This is a genomic window from Aneurinibacillus uraniidurans, assembly GCF_028471905.1.
GTDB classification, from domain to species: domain Bacteria; phylum Bacillota; class Bacilli; order Aneurinibacillales; family Aneurinibacillaceae; genus Aneurinibacillus; species Aneurinibacillus uraniidurans.
Map to the genome: position 1 here is coordinate 2760323 of NZ_CP116902.1, position 17387 is coordinate 2777709.

Below are 17387 nucleotides of genomic sequence, written 5' to 3' on the forward strand. Positions count from 1 at the left end.
CTCCTGTTGTTCCTCTTTTCTTTCCTCTTTACATTGTACTGGTAAAACGTCTATGAAAAAAGTGAAAAAACACGGAGTCATCTGATTGACAACGAGGAAACCGTGCATTATGATGATTCAATCGTAATTCAATTGCCGAGTCCATTATGGAGCGGGGGACCCGGAATTTGGGGTGAATCGTACGATGCGTAGGGCGTCCTTTCGTCCGAACCCGTCAGCTAACCTCGTAGGCAGAATAAGGAGAGGAATTATGGTTCAATTTTTCAGGAGTGTACTGGCCAAAAAAGACAAGAAGCCAAAAACACACCAGGAACTGCAAGCAGATGTGCGTCTTATACTCAACCGTTTGGCCGGCAAAAAAATGAATGTTACCATTGAAACACCGAGCGAGACCAAACAAATTTCCGGTATTCTTAAAAAAGCAGCTGCTGAAATTATGGGGAGCCAGTATCAATGCCTTCATTTTTGTCTCGATATCGACACACACTGCATCGGCACGTTAGAACTTAGTTCTATTCATGAAGAAGCGGATCGAATTGTGATTCTTTGCGAACCAAACCATAGTCAGCCAGGACACTACAACAAAATCATTACAATCAGGAAATAACCAGTCCCCACCCCCGCGAAATCTCGCGGGGGTGTTTATTTTGATTGCGCATAAATACTTGTAATATAACAGACCTCCCACAACTATGCGTCATATTTTCATTACTCTAAAAATACGAAAAATAGCGTATGATTGAGAAATATGAAGAATATAAGCCATTCCTGTAAAAAAACCACTCATTTATGATACAAAACACATTTGAATAATTATCTTCTGTTATAATACAATATAAACATCAAAGGAGGCGTTCAACATGATTCCAGTGTCTGAGTTCTATAACAACCTTCCAACGAAAACTTGTGCACGCTGTGGAGCCGAATTATCTGAGCAGGCTGAGTCTTATATGACTGAATGCGGCAGCAACGATACGTGCACTAACTTGCCTCACTAAGTGATGGCATTTTTGTAAACCTTGTTACGTTGAGAACCTTATCCCACACTTGAACACCTTTTGCCCTGTGCAGAGGTGTTCCTTTTTTATGACGTTGAGACTTGCCACAATCAGAAAAATTGTATATCATAATTTTCAATTCAAGGAACAAGCTATGAGGAAGAATAGTACGCAGGATGCGGCGTTGCAGAGAGCCGGGAGCAGGTGGAAGCCCGGTACGTACCGCCCTGGGGAATGGACTTCTGAGCTCCGTGCTGAAGCGGCATCTGCTGTGAGTAGGCACAGGCGGCTTCCCTCCGTTATCGGGGATTAAGTGAGCCTTACGCCCAGCCTTCTTTCTGCTGCGCTTTTGGCTAACGAGGGTGGCACCACGGTTCTTCGTCCCTTATGGACGAGGAGCCTTTTTTATTTTATATACCAAAGGAGCAAACACACGATGACAAAACAAATTTTTTCTGGTGTGCAGCCGAGTGGGAATTTTACATTAGGTAACTACATCGGCGCCATGAAACGGTTCGTGGCCCTGCAGGAAGAAGGAAACTGTATCTACTCCATCGTAGACCTGCACTCGCTTACTGTACCAAAAGAGCCGCAAGCACTTAGAGAGTATACGATGCAGCTTGCTGCCATGTATCTAAGCATCGGAATCGATCCGGCAAAGTCCATTCTGTTCATCCAATCTCATGTTAAAGAGCATGCAGAACTCGGCTGGCTGATGCAATGCACAGGCTACATCGGTGAGCTTGAACGCATGACACAGTACAAAGATAAATCTACCGGCAAAGAAGTCGTAACATGCGGACTGCTTACATATCCGGCACTTATGGCAGCTGACATCTTGCTATATAATGCAACTCATGTTCCAGTTGGAGAAGATCAGAAGCAGCATCTGGAGTTCACTCGTGATATGGCCGAGCGTTTCAATAAAAAATACGGAGAAACATTCATCATCCCAGAACCGATGATTCAGGAGTTCGGCGGCCGCATCATGTCACTTGATGATCCTTCTAAGAAAATGAGCAAAAGCAATCCAAATGCAGGAAGCTATGTAGCGCTGCTGGATGAACCTTCTGCCATCGTCAAAAAAATCAAGCGGGCTGTAACGGATTCAGAAGGCGTTGTACGCTACGATAAAGTAAATAAACCTGCGATCAGCAACTTACTCACCATTTATTCCGTTTGCAGCAATGAGCCAATTGAAACGATTGAAAAGCGTTATGAGGGCCGTGGCTATGGCGACTTCAAAAAGGATCTTGCTGAAGTTGTCGTTAATGCGCTAACGCCAATCCAGCAGGAATACACACGCTGGATGGCAAGTCCCGAGCTTGAAGATATTCTCAAACAGGGAGCAGAGCGTGCCGCTGCTATTGCATCGGTTACGTTGGATCGCGCCCGCCGCAATATGGGACTTGTCACCTTCTAAAAAGAAAAAAGGAAGGAAAAGGCGAATGCTTTTTCCTTCCTTCAATCATTTTTATGTGCTTCCTTTGATATCCAATCGTGATTTTCCAGTAATGGCATCCCAGCGAGAAATCCATGCCACACCTTCCATAACCCACTGCTCGATTTCTTCTATTTTCTTATCCTGAATTCCAAGCTCACACCCAGTAATAAAAATCATTCGTCGTTCCTCGTTCGTCATCACCTTTTCCATCGCTACCAGTTTAAACATCTTGCGAATCAGCATCATTTTTTCTTCGTCCGTAATATACGGGCTCAATTCGCTGGCCAGGTCTTTTGGATTTTTCGGATATTCCAGGTCATCATGAAAAATCTGACGTTCTCGTACAGAAAAAATATCAAGATTCACCTGACGAAAAATCTTCTCTTGCTCTATATCATCCAGATATCCGTCTGCCTGTGCAGCACAAATCAGCAGCCGAATTTCATATAATCTTGGATGGCTTGCTGCATCTAGCTTTTCATGCATAATAAAGCCCCCTTTTGAAAACGCTTTACTAGCATTATACCATCTTTATTACACTACAGATGTTGTGAAAATCGTAACTTTCTACTTTACAACATTGGAAAAAGGCGGCATCTCGCAACTGATGCCGCCATACAATATTAGTCTCGCATTGCGTGAATGGTTTCCGTCAGCCTTGTAATGCATCCACTTAGCTGTTCTAACCGGGACTCCACCCGAACGAGCAAGTACAGCGTTACAGCAGCCGGAAAACCTACATTCGAGAGCACGGGAATCCAATCTGTCACTGTATTGTCCTCCTTCTGGCTCTTTCGTTACGTTTAGCTATGCCAGAGCAATGTCTGAGACCTGATGATCTACAAGTCGCACACCTTTCTTTCCTACAATCGGGCCCGTTGGTGTATCAAAAATTCTGCGACTAATGATAACATCCATTGCCGTCGCTACACTCGCAGCATTTATCGGCATGATTGGATCTGCGACCGCTAACGTAACCATTCCACCACCTGCTGTTGTAAATTGAAGCTCCAATGTTTTCACTTACAACCCTCCCATCTTATACCTGGAATAATTGTGTCTGAGCTGCCTGCTCTACTCCAACCAACGGATGCTCCTGCAAACTTGCCAGTGCAGCTGCTGTCTCATAAATATCCTGTTGCGATGCAGTCTGACTAACGCCGCGATATACTTTGCGACGGATTTTTTTCTTGCCGTCTGTACCTAATCCATCCTCAAGCAGAAGGATTAGCTGCATTCCTTTTGTTACACTTGAAACTGCCATGCCTTTTCACCTCCTCCAAATCCGACTTGTATAATCATTCGGATTTGGCAAGAGAAATAGGGACAAAAAAATGCGTTACTTTTGGACGTCATAAATCGGTTGAATAATACAAAAGAATCATGACCATATGAAAAAATTGAGTATAAAATAAAGAAGGCGTATAACATTTTATGTAAAAGGAGGACAAACCAGTGAAGCAAAATCAAAGAGAACATTTTCGTCAGGTCTTCCAAAATCCACTGTGCGCCAATATGACTATTGTCAAGATTAAAGACAATCAAATTGATGCCAACCATACAAAAACATGTATCCTTGACATCGGGCCAGGTGGACTTCGCTTTTATACAAACCTCAAATTGCCTGTCAATCCATATATCGTGCTCGAATTTCAAACACGCATTATGGATCAGATCTTGTCACTCCCTGGCTATATTGTTCGCAAGATTGATACGGAAGAATTATATGAATACGGGGTACGCTTTGTACTTGATGAACAGCAAAAAATGGAACTATCATCCCTTTTGAACACGATGACAATCCGGATGCGTCGAAATCCAAATATCACCTCATGCTCTCTATGTGATAGTAAAGATCGTATGGCATGCATAAAAAAAATGGATGCCCCCTCCTCCGATGAGTCTAATTCCTCTTCTTCCTTTTTGTAATGATCTATTCGTTCAGAAGTTCCTGCAAGTGAGCAATGCGCTGCGGATCACGCAACTGACTTCGACATGCAGTCGAAAGCGTAAGCCGTCCAAGCGCTTGATAGTCCTCTAATAACTGTGGCGCCTGATTTGCAATCGCTTCCATATGTCGCACAACCGTGCCGATATCTCCACGGGCAATCGGGCCAGTCAACGCTTCTGCTACTCCTCTCTCCCGTATGTTTTGAACCGTTCCCTCCAATAGCGGGTACAGCGCCGAAAGCGCCAGCTGCTCTTCGATCTCGGCTGTCTGCAGTAAACGCAACGCAAAATCCACTACTCCAGTCAAGCTGTTAGAGACAACTGCAGCAGCTGCATGATACAGTGGCTTTTGTGCAGCTGTAATGACCAAATAACGGTTTCCTGTTATCTCAAGCCATTCTTTAAGCATGGTAATAGCTACTTCTTCCCCTTCTATGCCGAACACCGAGGTCGCAAGCTTGTCCGCTCCAGATCGACCGTCTGCGAACGACTGAAGTGGGTGCAGTGACGCCGTATAGGCCCCTGCCTGCTTTATCGGGAGCAATACGTCTGATGAAGCAGCACCACTCATATGAAACACAAGCTTCCCTTCCCATTCCCCTTCCACTGCTAGTAGACGAACAACCGCTGGAATCGCATCGTCCGGAACAGTCAGCACAATCCAGTCCGATTCGCGTATGAGCACAGCTACATCCTCGTATACCCGTCCTACCTCTCCGATAAGTGACACGGCTTCCCTTGCACTCGCCTGCGTGCGACTATAATACCCGACTTCCTCCGCTCCATGTCGAGCCATATACAAACCAAAAGCAGAGCCTAGTCTTCCCGCTCCTATTATGCCGATTTTCATGTCGGATCCCTCCTTATTTTTCTACATTCAGTATATCATGTCGTCTTTTTTCAGATCGTGTAGTGTATACTATAGGGGGCCCGTACAGTTTGTAAAGTTTGTGTAAAATTTATTAGGTTTGCATTGTATGGCAGTAAATTTTTAATTAAGATTTCATTGTTCGACATGATTTGCTAAAATGGAGTTTGTATGAAAAAAATTTTGGAGGTTTTGATGCATGATTTTCTCGGCGAAACGAGATGTATTCCTGGATATGCTGACTTCAATAGCTGAAAATGTGAAAGAGTCCGCCCAATATTTTGTTGATTTTAAAATTCGAGATGAAGCGGACCTGAAAGAATTCGCTACGAGAATGAAAGAGTTTGAAACAAAAGGTGATACGTACATCCACGAGATCATTGTGGCTTTGAATAAAACGTTTATTACCCCTCTAGAACGTGAAGATATCCTTGAGCTGGCTAATACAATGGATGACATTCTCGATGGTATGGAACAGTGTGCTTCCCGGTTTGAAATGTACAATATTACCGAAGCCGACGAGTACATGATTACATTTGCCCAAAAGATTCTGGAAAGCACTGAAGAAGTAGCAAAATCGACCAAGCTTCTAAACAAGAAGAAGTTGATGGATATCCGTCCTCATGCCATTAAAATTAATGACATCGAATCCCAATGCGATGATCTACTGCGCATCTGCATTAAGGAATTATTTGCAAATGAAAAAGATCCAATTAAAATTATTCAATACAAAGAACTATACGAGGTGTTAGAAAACATTTCGGACAGCTGCGAAGATGTAGCCGATACTCTCGAAACGATCATCATGCGAAACGCGTAAGGAGATGCTCTTTATTTTATGGATACCACTTTACTTCTGATTATTTGCATCGTACTGCTTGCGCTGGCGTTTGATTTTATTAACGGATTTCATGATACTGCAAATGCGATCGCTACCTCTGTATCGACCCGTGCTCTGTCTCCACGAGTTGCCATTGTGCTTGCAGCATCAATGAACTTTCTTGGAGCACTCACATTTACCGGAGTTGCCAAAACGGTCACTAAAGATATCGTTGACCCGTTCACCCTGCAAAACGGGTCTCTTGTTGTGCTTGCTGCCTTGCTAGCGGCCATCACCTGGAATCTTGTTACTTGGTATTATGGCATTCCTAGCAGTTCGTCGCACGCTCTGATCGGCTCAATTGCAGGTGCGGCCATTGCGTCTGCTGGCATTCATGCTCTCAATTACCAAGGCTTTATTAAGATTATCGAAGCCCTTTTGATTTCTCCCTTTGCAGCGCTCGCGATCGGTTTTTTAATGATGACACTTTTTGCTGCGATATTTAAAAACTTTAGTCTCGGCAAAACAAATCGTGGGTTCCGTTACTTTCAGGTGTTCACGGCGGCGTTGCAATCGTATTCACATGGTACGAATGATGCCCAAAAAGCAATGGGGATTATCACACTCGCTTTGATCTCTGGGGGATTTCAGACAACAACAGATATACCAATGTGGGTACGAGTCGGAGCCGCACTGGCAATGGGAATCGGTACATCGGTCGGCGGATGGAAAATCATTAAAACAGTAGGGGGAAAAATTATGAAGCTGCAGCCTGTGAACGGTGCGGCGGCAGATCTGTCATCTTCCCTATTAATTTTTACATTTACGTATCTCCATCTTCCCGTTAGTACAACCCACGTCATCTCTTCTTCTATTATGGGGGTAGGGGCAGCCAAACGGGTCAGAGGTGTAAAATGGGGCGTTGCACGTCGGATTGTCATCACATGGATTATTACGCTGCCAATCTCGGCACTGCTTGCCGCACTGATCTATAAAATTGCAGATTTACTCTTTTAACTCGAATAAGCTTCCAAAAGGTACATGAATAGAAGGGGAGAAAGCATGCGGACGATTGTCCTCTTGTTTTCTCCCCTTTTTCTTATGCGATACCCATTCACTACGCTACAGCACATGTTCACCGCCATAATTGTGGCTACATCCTACAGCTATACAACTGCACCTTGGCATTGCCCAATCCTTCTACCGCGTGCACGACCATAACGGCTAACTTGGCGTCATTTGCCTTATCTTGAATTTGCTTAATAACAAGAAAAAGATCTTGATATAAGTACGAAAAATCCACATGCTGTTCTGGATATGCCTGCTTGAGCTTCTGGTCGATATCTTTAAGCTTCTTACCCGTTACAAGCAGATTTTGCACAAGTTGTGCACTCATCTGCGGCGTAAGCTTATACGTTGCTTGATACTCCACAATCTCTTTATATAGCGCAGCCATCTTATCGAGGGTCTCTTCTCCCTGCATAGCACGAAATGCAGCCATATAACGGCTGTTATTATATTGCTCATATTTCCCAAATCCTAAATACAGTATAGCAACGATCAACATATAGAAAAAAAACTGTTTCCCAATTTTTTTTACCACCGCCACCCCTCCCCGTTCCCTCACTTCCTTACATATGTATTCTTGTCCTGTATTCTTTTATGACTGGAATTACGGACGAGCATAAAAAATCCGCCGATTTAAGCCGGCGGATTCCTTATACAAACATCCATTCTTTTTGCCACTGTTTGATCTGTTGATTAAGCGTGGCGCGGTGCGCCTCATGATGTTGAATCGTATCTTTATGTGCCTCTGTTTCCTGCTCCAACTGATAGCGCCAGCGGCGGATTTCCTGAATTTTGGCATCACAATCATGAATCTGCTTCACACGATCCATATAATAAACCGGTAGAAGTGTAATATCTTTTTTTAGTGCTACCATCTCATCAATGATTTTGACCGATAATCGTTTAATTTCACGCTCGGTCTGTGCTTCACTAATGCTTGTATCGATTTTATGCCACAGGCTGCGTAAAAGACCTTCTCTCGCTTCCGTAGCAACAACTTGCTCCTGTCTAGCAATCAGTTCATGCACGCGTTGTAACATGACACCTGCTTTCCCTTCAAATATCCCGCTCATTTTGTGAATATCATACGGCAAGCGCTGGCCAAGTGCTTCACGAATGCTATCCTTCTCCTCCACAATCTGATCCAGCTGCTTTTGCAACACTTTCATATTGGAATTTTTTTGCTCTAAAAGTCGCTCTTCCAGTTCAATCGCATATGCATGCTCTTCATATTTTACACAGAGGTGATCGTAAATGCCTTTTTTCTCCTGCCAGTACTGCAAAAAACAAAGCAGTCGTTCATCTGCCTCTGCTTCTTCTATTTTTTCAGCCCAGAGGAAGAGACAATAGAGGAGAAAAGGAAGTAATTTTTCCCGCAGACGCTGATTCGATAATGCTGGTAAACTCCCCTGCTTGTCCATCAACTCCTGTACGTACAATGCGACAATACGCGGCACGGGCACTAGTTCCTTCGGTATGTCAGAATTACGATGGCGAATTTCCTCCACCTTATCCCCTTCATATACAAATAGATCCAAAAGCGTCTCGCCTGCAAATTCTTTTTCTGTACGCACTACAGTTGCAAGAGCGGCCTCTGTAATCTCTTTCATATTATCAATCAAGTCATCCCGATTACTATAGGAAATAGAACGGTTATGAACCATTTCATTAAATCGAATAAGCGTTTTGAACAAAAGCTCATTTCGCGGCAGGCCACTCATCCGTGCCGCTTCTTTTTCAAGCGTACTGCTGATTTTTCCAGCAAGCAATTCGAGCACGCTCGCTTTTTCCAGCAGAGAAAGCAGCACACGTAATGCCTCATCTGAAAGTGATACAATCGGGTATACAAGAGCCTGCTTATCCATACGTATTCTCCTCCGATCTGTTCAGCATCCTTTATTTACTGTACCATACAGTTACGGACATATACATTTTTATTCACATCTTTGTCACATTCGACAAAATTAGAAGCGAAAACAGGTAAATCCATCTTCTTATTTTGACAAAATTCACTGCTTGGTTATGGCATAATAAAAACAAGTCATCCTATTAGCATGCTATTATGACAAGCTAGTAGGTCTCTTACTGTTGTGACCACTCCACTGTATTGGCCCTTCCCGTTCACGGAAGGGCGATTTTTTTGTATAGATACGATATAATACATACATTCTTGTTTGTAGCTGGAGGTAATAATCGTATGATGCAACAAAGCCCCTATGAACTGCTTGGAGGAGAGGAAACCCTGCGCCGTCTGGTAGCCGCTTTTTATGCACGCGTAGCACGAGACCCTCTACTCAGTCCCATCTTCCCAAAGGATTTGGCACTTACCGAACAAAAGCAGTTCATGTTTCTGACGCAATTCCTTGGCGGAGAGGCCTTATATAGCAATGAATACGGCCACCCGATGCTTAGAGCGCGGCATATGCCGTTTCAAGTTACACCGAAGCGAGCGGAACGCTGGCTTTTGCTTATGCAAGAGGCAATGGATGAAATCGGGATGGAAGGGCATGCGCGGACGTATATGTATGAGCGCCTAACACAAGTCGCTCATCATATGGTAAATGCAGCAGATGATGAAACAACTGAACATCTGGCTCGTCTTTGAAAGAAGGAAAAGGTATTCGCCTTTTCCTTCTTTAGTAATCGTTTTACTATTTTGTCTATTACCCGTACAGAACCAGTCGGTTTTGTGGAAGAAACGTTTCTTCGTGCTGATTTAGCAAAATTGAAAACATCGTGAACCGTCTTGTTGATGTATGTTGTATCTGTCTGATCACATTCCAGAACCTCTCCCACTCATTAACCTGACCATACTCTCCCCATATTTCTTCCTCTTCCGCTTCTTCTCCATCCTGTTCCGGAAGCAAATATACGATAAAGAGCGGATGGTTTTCCTGCTGTCGCCATACCGCTATCTTTTCCTTCAATTCCTCAGCCGCTCTTGCCCATGCAAAAAAAATCTCGGCTTGCTTGCCGCCACCCTCTACCAAAAACGAATAAGAAACATCTCCCGCTTCTTCTTTGATGATACATATATCCTGTAGCAGACTTTCATTATTCGTGAAATAATCTCCAAATAGCGTACTAGCTGTTTTCGAATTCACGAATTGCTCCATGTGCTCACCTCTCAAAAAAATAAAAACCGGCTGAATATTCCACACAGCCGGTTGCACTACTCGCTCCGGACAATCTAAGTGCCCACATACAGATTGCCTTTCATCGCTTCTATTTTTAGTAATATCATACAGTATTCCAATAAAAACCTTTATAAGCAATCTCAATATTATCAGACATAAGTCATGCATTCAAGAGTTATGTTTCACAAATATAGCATAAAAGAAGGCGATGCTTTTACAACATCGCCGTAATTTTACGAACATAATTTTGTGTTTCTTTAAACGGCGGCACTCCACCATACTTCTTCACATTACCTGGTCCTGCATTGTATCCAGCCAGCGCAAGTGTCACATTCCCATCATACCGATCAAGCATTTCTTTTAAGTGACGCGTTCCACCATCTATATTCTCCGCCACATCATACGGATTGCTTATGCCAAGTTCACGCACGTTCTCCGGCATAAGCTGCATCAACCCCATCGCTCCAGCACGCGAACGAACCGTTGGATTGAAATCACTCTCCTGCTTAATGACCGCCCGAATCAACGTTTCGGATACCCCGTGTTTTTTAGCAGCAGCTACAATAGCCTGTTCAATATCAGCCCGACTCGAAGTCAAAGCTGCCGAGGCTTTCTTATAGGCACTGCTAGCACTAGGTGCTGCTGGAGTTACAGCAGGAACTTCTGTCAGTGCACGTGGTTGTGCTTTATATGTATCAGTCGGTGTTACTGCTCCTGTTCCCGACATTGAACCATATGAAGCAATAAGTGCAGTCAACAATGCTTGAGACTGATCGGATTGATCTGGGTTCATCACAAGCCCTGCCCCCTGATCTTTAACAGCTGCTGCCAGCACATCAGCAAAATCTGTCTGTCCAACCATCTGCTCTTGCAGCTGCTGTGCCATCTGTGGATTTTTATTCGCTACCTTCACGAGTGTACTGTCTAGCAACCATTGCGAAGACCCCACTTCCATGTCTGATGCTCCTTCCGTTCTGATCTTTTTCTTATTTTACCTTTTTTCCTTGTAAGAAAAAAGAGGAAATTTTACATGCCTACATTAGAGATAGTATACTTACTAGTATCGTAAAGGAGGAATGCTACGTTGCTACATGAAAAAATAAACGGGCTTCATTTCGGTAATTTTTATCTTACTCATTCTAAACCAGAAAACACGGCCCTTATCTATCACGATCAGACGATTACATACGGAGAACTTCGCACAACCGTTGAAAAATATGCTTCCTGCCTGCATGCATCTGGTATTCGTGCAGGTGACGTAGTAGCATTAAGCTGCTATAACACACCTGAGTTCATTTATAGCTATCTTGCAATTACCCGCCTTGGGGCAATTGTGGTCCCGCTAAATTTGACGCTGACCATAGACGAGCTTACATACATTCTGCACGATTCCGGTGCTAAAGCGTTGTTCATTCACGAAAAAATTCTTGGTAAATTATCTGTCTCAGCCGAACAGCTTCAGGCACAATTCGGATTACAAGAGGTGCTTGTGATCGATGAAGCATTATCCACTCGCACACATGCAACAGCTACAATTGAACTTCCGGAAATCAACCCTAAAGCAATCGCTACGCTTCTGTATACATCAGGTACAACAGGTAAGCCAAAAGGTGCCATGCTCAGCCATGAAAACATAATCGCCGACACCGTAGCCTGCACAGATGTTCTCGACCTGACAGCGCAAGATGTCTTTATGTGTGTATTGCCGATGTTCCACTCCTTCGGCTTTACCACATCCGTTCTGCTTCCGCTTTACGCAGGTTCTGCTATTGTCATTCATGAAGCGTTCCATCCAAAGGAGATCATGCACTCTTTGATTTCGCGTCATATATCAGTATTTTGCGGCGTACCGGCTATGTTTGTCGTTCTCGCCCAGGCACTAAAAGAAGGCAAAGCCAGCTTCCCTTCTCTGCGGGTAGCCGTTTCTGGCGGTGCACCACTGCCGGTTGAAATTTTGAATGTATTTAATCACCAGTACAATATCCCACTCATGGAAGGCTATGGACTAACAGAAGCGTCTCCAGTTGTATGCTTCAACCCGTTACACGGCGAGAAAAAGCCTGGCTCTGTCGGACTCCCTCTTACCGGTGTAGAAGTACGTATTGCTGATGAGCAGGGAAACAGCCTGGAAACGGACCAGGTGGGCGAGATTCTCGTACGTGGACTAAATGTCATGCAGGGCTACCTGAATATGCCAGAAGCAACAGCAAATACGATCGTGGATGGCTGGCTCCATACAGGAGATATTGGCTTCATCGATCGTGATGGATATGTATTTATCGTGGACCGAAAAAAGGATCTGATTATTACACGTGGTCTAAACGTCTATCCACGTGAAATTGAAGAAGTACTCTATAAACATCCCGCTGTTCTCGAAGCCGCAGTTATCGGCATTCCCGATCCGGTCAAAGGAGAAGTCGTCAAAGCTTTCATCGTACCAAAGCCTGGCGAAACTCTCGACCGTAGGACCGTGCTGGATTTCCTGAAACCGCAGTTAGCCACATACAAAATGCCGCGCTTCGTGGAGATCACCGAGCAGCTACCGAAAAACGCAGCTGGTAAAATTCTAAAAAAAGAATTGCGTAAGCAGTAGACTCGTCTCACCCAAGCGCATGAATAATGACAAATAGAAGAATCGCTACAACAAGCAGCACAAATGGATTGTTTCGTCTATACACACCTGGCGTATACAGACTTGCTCGCATATAAAAAATAAGCAAACAAACAAAGGCTCCAATACCTGCTACAAGATGGCGATCCCACTCTTGTATAACCCGAAGCATAATGCCACCATGAAGGGCAACCACGGCGATAGAAAGTAGCATAAAGAACGGAAGTGCCTGAAGGCGTGACCGCTGCAGGCGTCCGCTAAGCATAAACAATCCATACGGAATAAACGTGCAGAGAAGCGCAAAATATCCGCTTCCGATGCCAAATAAATAGCCAGGGGAAATGGAGGAATCGCCGTCTGTATGCAATGTAGGCGGCGATTCCTGTTTCGGTTCCCCGTGTGTTGTTTCCTGCTTGGCAGAAGACGGTGTTGCAGGGGCTGTGCCTGCTTCATGGCTGCCCGTTGAAGGAGTTCCCCCCGAGCCTGTCTCTACTTTAGAGACAGGCTTTTCTTCCACTACCGCAGGCTGTAAAGCCCCCTCCTCTTTTGGATTATGCTCTTCCGCTCCGCCTGCTCTCGCCTCCTTATTTACTACTTGTTCATCACTTTTATATCCAGCAGTCGGGCTGGTAACTAACAAAAAAAGCAACAGACTAAACATCACAATACCCATTAGCAAGATAAACCAGACAATGTTGCGTACCCACATCCTTTCGTCAGCTCCTTTTATCATCCGCCCCTTTTCTCCCTACTTTTATATGAAAAAACCAGGCAACTTATGCCAAATCTCCCCTTCACTATACAAAACTACACAAAAAAACCGGCCGCATAAAAATAGCAGCCGGTTTTTTTATCATTGTATTAGATTGCTTTCGTAGCACTGGATGTGATCTGGTTGATTTTTTGCGCAAGTGCAAAATCCTTCCCCGTAAGTCCACTCTTATCATGTGTAAATAGCCGCAGTGTAACCTGATCACGCCGGATGTCGATATCAGGATGATGATTTGCATCTTCTGCAAATCGGCCAACTTGGTTAACGAACGCAAGTGCCTCGCCAAAATGAGAGAAACGGATACGGCGCATAATCGAACCGCTGTCTTCTAATGTCCAACCCGGGATTTTCGACAGATTCAGGGCAATTTGCTCGTGAGATAACTTAGCCATTCTCATCATCCTTTCCTTTTCCTTTTACAACTTTATGCACACCCTGTAAAAAGGTTTCCACTGGTAACTCTACTGTAAACCGGGATCCTTCTTCAGGCTGACTACATACGGAAATCGTACCGCGATGATATTGAACCAAACTTTTTGTAATGGCCAGTCCGAGGCCGAAACCTTCATACTTTTTGTTATAAGAGGAATTAGCCTGCTTGAACGGCTGATAGAGCTGACGGATTTGCTCTTCCGACATCCCGATCCCGTTATCCTCCACCTCGATGCAGCTATTATTACCATTAGCATACGTGCGAATTAAAATCTGGCCGCCATTCGGCGTATATTTGATAGCGTTATGCACGAGATTTGCGATAATCTGTTTAATTTTCCCCCGGTCGGCTTTGATGAGAAGCTCGGGGTCATTATTCATGACCTTAACAGCATGCTGCTTTTTCATAGCATTAGTCGCCAATTCTTCAACTGTTTCATCCACTACGTCAGCAAGTGAAAATTGGACCAGCCTCATTTCAATTCGCCCGGATTCAATGCGGGAGAGCTCAATCAAATCATTAATCAGGCTCAGCAAATCTTCTGACTTACGGTATACAGTCTCCACAAATTTGCGATTCACCGCCGCACTTTCATCTGCAGCCATCCTCTCTAACAAAAGCTCAGAATACCCCATAATAACCGTGAGCGGGGTTCGAAGTTCATGCGATACATTTGCCAGAAATTCTGTTTTCATGCGGTCAATCTCTGCTAGCTGGTGGTTTTTCTCACCTAACATTTTGTTTTGTGCCTGCATCTTGAAGACAAGAATCGCCAATAGAACAACTAACGTAAGCATAATGGTGAGGTATACGGCATGTATACCAAAATAGACTGCTCCAGTAAAACAAAGGAGTATAGCTGTAATCGCAATGCCTATATATAACAGAATTCTTTTTTTCATAGATGAGTTTGTTCCTTGCAGCCGGATGTTTGTGTTTCCCGTACAGCACTGTATTGCGCAATCTTCTCCAGGAAATCCCGAATTCGAATCGGTTTCGTAATATAATCAATACATCCTGCCTCAAGCGCTGACTGGATATCTGATTTCATAGCAAGCGCTGACAGCGCTACAATTGGAATCGCAGCCAGCTCCGGAATTGACTTAATCGTTCGCGTAACCGCCAGGCCGTCCATCTCCGGCATATGAATATCCATCAGGATCAGGTCCGGCGAGAATGTTTCTAGCATCTCTAACGCTTGTATACCATTCTCGGCTACATGCAGTTCGTATTCCTTATTTAAACGCAAAATCTCCACAAATAATTCTCGGTTGGACTGATTGTCTTCCACGAGCAAAATTTGTCTGGCCATGCGCGTTTCCCCTTTATCTCTTATACTTTTACCTATTATCCGGTACGTGCCGCAAAGTAAGAACTTCATCAAGCGACAGCAATATCTGATCAGCTGTACGCATAACCTGTCCACGCTCTACAAGACGAATAGGCTGATCGATATAGGCCAGTAGCTTTCCTTTCCAGTGCGCCCGGACATCTGTCAACATCTGCATATACAATTCATCAGCATAGTGAGCAGCTACAATGACGACATCAGGAAACAACTCATGTATGGCTTTCACTATATCTTTTTCTGATTTTACCATAAAATGATCAAACTGTATGGAACTTTCTTGTACAATGCGATAAAAAATTGAAAAATCTTTTGAGAATTCGGGAGGATGCAGCAACAAGGTACGCCCCTCCGTTTTTTGAAAATCTTCGTCAACAGATTTTTGACTATCCGATAAAACACAAGGAATCACAAACGAAAATGTACTGCCTATGTGCTCTTCACTTTCAACAGTTAGTATTCCTTTATGCAGCTCGATCAATTGACGGGAAAGTGACAGCCCGAGTCCAGCCCCTTCATATTTTCGCTCTAGGCGTCCATCATTTTGATAAAACTGCTCGAAAATTTTTTCAAGCTTATCGCTCGCTATGCCAATTCCTTCGTCGACGACACGCACTGTAAATTCATGTTCACCGTATTCAAGCAAAACCTCTACATGCCGGTCTGGCAAACTAAACTTGATGGCATTATTAAGAAAGTTTAACAGCACCTGGCGAATACGCGTTTCATCCGCTGTAACCGGACATGGTGTATCTGGCATATGGCTCATCAGCTCAATCCTAGCCTGCTGCGCTTTTGGCTTCATCATGATAAGCGTACTATCAATCAAATCTTTCATATCAAAGCAGGACATTTCCAGCTCATACTTTCCAGCCTCGATTTTCGTCATATCGAGAATATCATCAATCATCGACAGCAAATGCTCCCCGGCATCAACAATATTCCCCGTAAACTCTTTCTGAGGCGGCGCAAGCACCCCACCTGCTCCTTCATACAGCAGTTCTGCAAATCCAATAATGCCTGTAAGAGGCGTACGCAGTTCATGGGACATATTCGCGAGAAATTCAGATTTCATCCGGGTTGATTCTTGTGCCCGTATCGATTCCTCCCGTAAACGGTCATTCGTCTGCCTAAGCTCCTCTACTAGCCCAGCAATATTAACCGCCATCCGGTTAAACGCCTCACTTAATTCTCCAAGTTCATCTTTTGTCTCAGCCTGAACTTGTGCCGAAAAATCGCCCTGTCCCATTTTTCTCACGCCATGAAGCAGCGAAAACACCGGACGCGTCATCACACGAGACATGTAGAGCGCAAATAAAAATGCGAGCAGCAGCGTGCCCGCAATAATCATATAACTGAACGTCACTGACTTCCATGCTTCCCCAAGCATCGTCTGATTGATTCGAGTAATTTCATTTGCTCGATGCTGGGACATCTGTTCAACTTCTTCCATCAAATGCGCTGCGATCGGCTGCGCTTCTCTGTTTAGTGTGTCAATCGCATCTTTTTTATTTTGACGTTCATAAACCGGAATCACTTTGTCCCGTAAGATCCATTCCCAGTCTTCACTATGAATAATGAACGATTCAATTTCCTTACGCTCATCCGGTGATGAATTAGCCTTAAGCTGTTGCATAAGGGCTTGTGCGCGATCACTTGTTTTATAGAAGCGGTCACGAAACTCCTTATCCCCCGTCGTAACATAAAGCATGACAAAATTAATTCGCTCCATGATTGTGCTTTTCACTTGCAAATGCGTAGCCAGTCGTGGAATCGATTGATTTAGCATATGGTCGTTATCTTTTACAACACGTAAAAGCTGCAAGTTCATAATATACATCCCAATCGCTGTCAGGACAAGCACAACCATAAATACAGTTAAAAATTTCAAGCGAATGGAAAGATTCTTCCATCTACGAAACAATGTCATTTTTTTCC

General features: G+C 44.1%; 22 protein-coding genes, 2 riboswitches and 1 other annotated feature. Of the genes, 8 read left to right on the plus strand and 14 right to left on the minus strand.

Translation table 11 applies throughout. The features are described 5' to 3' along the window. Positions 1-123: 123 nt before the first annotated feature. Positions 124-248, plus strand: a riboswitch (cyclic di-AMP (ydaO/yuaA leader). A gap of 2 nt (positions 249-250) precedes the next feature. From PO771_RS13745 to trpS, 3 genes are all read left to right on the plus strand, one after another. Next, complete coding sequence (locus PO771_RS13745; protein WP_272560263.1) at positions 251-607, plus strand: hypothetical protein; 357 nt, start codon at positions 251-253, stop codon at positions 605-607. A gap of 253 nt (positions 608-860) precedes the next feature. Further along, on the plus strand, positions 861-998 hold the full coding sequence (gene yhfH / locus PO771_RS13750; RefSeq protein ID WP_272560264.1) for a protein YhfH: 138 nt from the start codon (positions 861-863) through the stop codon (positions 996-998). Between the two features lie 145 nt (positions 999-1143). Continuing rightward, positions 1144-1387 (plus strand) — a binding site (T-box leader). A 47-nt stretch (positions 1388-1434) separates the two neighbouring features. After that, positions 1435-2421 (plus strand): tryptophan--tRNA ligase, encoded by a 987-nt coding sequence (trpS, locus tag PO771_RS13755; protein ID WP_272560265.1) that lies wholly within the window; start codon positions 1435-1437, stop codon positions 2419-2421. Positions 2422-2472: 51 nt separating this feature from the next. Here the strand turns inward: trpS and PO771_RS13760 are convergent, their stop codons facing one another. The 4 genes from PO771_RS13760 to PO771_RS13775 form a co-directional block, all read right to left on the minus strand. Beyond that, entirely contained in the window at positions 2473-2928 is a 456-nt protein-coding gene (locus PO771_RS13760) for a DUF533 domain-containing protein (protein WP_272560266.1), read from the minus strand. Between the two features lie 137 nt (positions 2929-3065). Then, positions 3066-3212: a YvrJ family protein gene (locus PO771_RS13765; RefSeq protein ID WP_272560267.1), complete on the minus strand. Its 147-nt coding sequence runs from the start codon at positions 3210-3212 to the stop codon at positions 3066-3068. 37 nt (positions 3213-3249) lie between these two features. Then, positions 3250-3465 carry a DUF2922 domain-containing protein gene (locus PO771_RS13770; protein ID WP_272560268.1) on the minus strand — a complete coding sequence of 72 codons (216 nt, stop codon included), beginning with the start codon at positions 3463-3465 and terminating at the stop codon, positions 3250-3252. Positions 3466-3481: 16 nt separating this feature from the next. Beyond that, positions 3482-3706, minus strand: coding sequence for a DUF1659 domain-containing protein (locus PO771_RS13775; protein WP_272560269.1), 225 nt, complete (start codon positions 3704-3706; stop codon positions 3482-3484). Positions 3707-3897: 191 nt separating this feature from the next. Here PO771_RS13775 and PO771_RS13780 point away from each other — a divergent pair, with 191 nt between their 5' ends. Further along, positions 3898-4371, plus strand: a complete 474-nt coding sequence (locus PO771_RS13780) for a PilZ domain-containing protein (RefSeq protein ID WP_272560270.1) — start codon at positions 3898-3900, stop codon at positions 4369-4371. 4 nt (positions 4372-4375) lie between these two features. Here PO771_RS13780 and PO771_RS13785 read toward each other — a convergent pair whose 3' ends face one another. Beyond that, positions 4376-5242 carry a Rossmann-like and DUF2520 domain-containing protein gene (locus PO771_RS13785; RefSeq protein ID WP_272560271.1) on the minus strand — a complete coding sequence of 289 codons (867 nt, stop codon included), beginning with the start codon at positions 5240-5242 and terminating at the stop codon, positions 4376-4378. 217 nt (positions 5243-5459) lie between these two features. On the opposite strand from PO771_RS13785, the gene PO771_RS13790 reads away from it, so the two are divergent. Beyond that, positions 5460-6080 (plus strand): DUF47 domain-containing protein, encoded by a 621-nt coding sequence (locus PO771_RS13790; RefSeq protein WP_272560272.1) that lies wholly within the window; start codon positions 5460-5462, stop codon positions 6078-6080. Between the two features lie 18 nt (positions 6081-6098). Next, complete coding sequence (locus PO771_RS13795; RefSeq protein ID WP_272560273.1) at positions 6099-7097, plus strand: inorganic phosphate transporter; 999 nt, start codon at positions 6099-6101, stop codon at positions 7095-7097. Between the two features lie 136 nt (positions 7098-7233). On the opposite strand, the gene PO771_RS13800 is transcribed toward PO771_RS13795, so the two are convergent. Continuing rightward, complete coding sequence (locus PO771_RS13800) at positions 7234-7683, minus strand: hypothetical protein (protein WP_272560274.1); 450 nt, start codon at positions 7681-7683, stop codon at positions 7234-7236. A gap of 115 nt (positions 7684-7798) precedes the next feature. Continuing rightward, positions 7799-9013, minus strand: coding sequence for a hypothetical protein (locus PO771_RS13805; protein WP_272560275.1), 1215 nt, complete (start codon positions 9011-9013; stop codon positions 7799-7801). 335 nt (positions 9014-9348) lie between these two features. On the opposite strand from PO771_RS13805, the gene PO771_RS13810 reads away from it, so the two are divergent. After that, the gene (locus PO771_RS13810) at positions 9349-9753 is read left to right on the plus strand and encodes a globin domain-containing protein (protein WP_272563179.1); all 405 of its coding nucleotides are present in this window, start codon (positions 9349-9351) and stop codon (positions 9751-9753) included. A gap of 58 nt (positions 9754-9811) precedes the next feature. Here PO771_RS13810 and PO771_RS13815 read toward each other — a convergent pair whose 3' ends face one another. After that, positions 9812-10264 carry a hypothetical protein gene (locus PO771_RS13815; protein ID WP_272560276.1) on the minus strand — a complete coding sequence of 151 codons (453 nt, stop codon included), beginning with the start codon at positions 10262-10264 and terminating at the stop codon, positions 9812-9814. A gap of 36 nt (positions 10265-10300) precedes the next feature. Continuing rightward, positions 10301-10384, minus strand: a riboswitch (cyclic di-GMP riboswitch). Between the two features lie 115 nt (positions 10385-10499). Then, positions 10500-11240 carry a lytic transglycosylase domain-containing protein gene (locus PO771_RS13820; protein ID WP_272560277.1) on the minus strand — a complete coding sequence of 247 codons (741 nt, stop codon included), beginning with the start codon at positions 11238-11240 and terminating at the stop codon, positions 10500-10502. A 129-nt stretch (positions 11241-11369) separates the two neighbouring features. Here PO771_RS13820 and PO771_RS13825 point away from each other — a divergent pair, with 129 nt between their 5' ends. After that, on the plus strand, positions 11370-12878 hold the full coding sequence (locus tag PO771_RS13825) for a long-chain-fatty-acid--CoA ligase (RefSeq protein WP_272560278.1): 1509 nt from the start codon (positions 11370-11372) through the stop codon (positions 12876-12878). 7 nt (positions 12879-12885) lie between these two features. Here PO771_RS13825 and PO771_RS13830 read toward each other — a convergent pair whose 3' ends face one another. The 5 genes from PO771_RS13830 to PO771_RS13850 form a co-directional block, all read right to left on the minus strand. After that, on the minus strand, positions 12886-13605 hold the full coding sequence (locus tag PO771_RS13830) for a hypothetical protein (RefSeq protein ID WP_272560279.1): 720 nt from the start codon (positions 13603-13605) through the stop codon (positions 12886-12888). A 152-nt stretch (positions 13606-13757) separates the two neighbouring features. Continuing rightward, complete coding sequence (locus PO771_RS13835) at positions 13758-14060, minus strand: 4a-hydroxytetrahydrobiopterin dehydratase (RefSeq protein ID WP_272560280.1); 303 nt, start codon at positions 14058-14060, stop codon at positions 13758-13760. Further along, the gene (locus PO771_RS13840) at positions 14053-15003 is read right to left on the minus strand and encodes a sensor histidine kinase (protein WP_272560281.1); all 951 of its coding nucleotides are present in this window, start codon (positions 15001-15003) and stop codon (positions 14053-14055) included. Before PO771_RS13840 ends, PO771_RS13835 begins: the two co-directional genes overlap by 8 nt. Beyond that, on the minus strand, positions 15000-15413 hold the full coding sequence (locus PO771_RS13845; protein ID WP_272560282.1) for a response regulator: 414 nt from the start codon (positions 15411-15413) through the stop codon (positions 15000-15002). Before PO771_RS13845 ends, PO771_RS13840 begins: the two co-directional genes overlap by 4 nt. A 28-nt stretch (positions 15414-15441) precedes the next feature. Further along, positions 15442-17379, minus strand: coding sequence for a sensor histidine kinase (locus PO771_RS13850; protein ID WP_272560283.1), 1938 nt, complete (start codon positions 17377-17379; stop codon positions 15442-15444). Positions 17380-17387 lie beyond the last annotated feature (8 nt).

Coding starts and splice junctions, on each gene's coding strand:
- PO771_RS13745 (WP_272560263.1), top strand. CDS start 251: ATGGTTCAATTTTTCAGGAGTGTACTGGCCAAAAAAGACAAGAAGCCA.
- yhfH (WP_272560264.1), top strand. CDS start 861: ATGATTCCAGTGTCTGAGTTCTATAACAACCTTCCAACGAAAACTTGT.
- trpS (WP_272560265.1), top strand. CDS start 1,435: ATGACAAAACAAATTTTTTCTGGTGTGCAGCCGAGTGGGAATTTTACA.
- PO771_RS13760 (WP_272560266.1), bottom strand. CDS start 2,928: ATGCATGAAAAGCTAGATGCAGCAAGCCATCCAAGATTATATGAAATT.
- PO771_RS13775 (WP_272560269.1), bottom strand. CDS start 3,706: ATGGCAGTTTCAAGTGTAACAAAAGGAATGCAGCTAATCCTTCTGCTT.
- PO771_RS13785 (WP_272560271.1), bottom strand. CDS start 5,242: ATGAAAATCGGCATAATAGGAGCGGGAAGACTAGGCTCTGCTTTTGGT.
- PO771_RS13790 (WP_272560272.1), top strand. CDS start 5,460: ATGATTTTCTCGGCGAAACGAGATGTATTCCTGGATATGCTGACTTCA.
- PO771_RS13795 (WP_272560273.1), top strand. CDS start 6,099: ATGGATACCACTTTACTTCTGATTATTTGCATCGTACTGCTTGCGCTG.
- PO771_RS13805 (WP_272560275.1), bottom strand. CDS start 9,013: ATGGATAAGCAGGCTCTTGTATACCCGATTGTATCACTTTCAGATGAG.
- PO771_RS13810 (WP_272563179.1), top strand. CDS start 9,349: ATGCAACAAAGCCCCTATGAACTGCTTGGAGGAGAGGAAACCCTGCGC.
- PO771_RS13815 (WP_272560276.1), bottom strand. CDS start 10,264: ATGGAGCAATTCGTGAATTCGAAAACAGCTAGTACGCTATTTGGAGAT.
- PO771_RS13820 (WP_272560277.1), bottom strand. CDS start 11,240: ATGGAAGTGGGGTCTTCGCAATGGTTGCTAGACAGTACACTCGTGAAG.
- PO771_RS13830 (WP_272560279.1), bottom strand. CDS start 13,605: ATGTGGGTACGCAACATTGTCTGGTTTATCTTGCTAATGGGTATTGTG.
- PO771_RS13835 (WP_272560280.1), bottom strand. CDS start 14,060: ATGGCTAAGTTATCTCACGAGCAAATTGCCCTGAATCTGTCGAAAATC.
- PO771_RS13840 (WP_272560281.1), bottom strand. CDS start 15,003: ATGAAAAAAAGAATTCTGTTATATATAGGCATTGCGATTACAGCTATA.
- PO771_RS13845 (WP_272560282.1), bottom strand. CDS start 15,413: ATGGCCAGACAAATTTTGCTCGTGGAAGACAATCAGTCCAACCGAGAA.
- PO771_RS13850 (WP_272560283.1), bottom strand. CDS start 17,379: ATGACATTGTTTCGTAGATGGAAGAATCTTTCCATTCGCTTGAAATTT.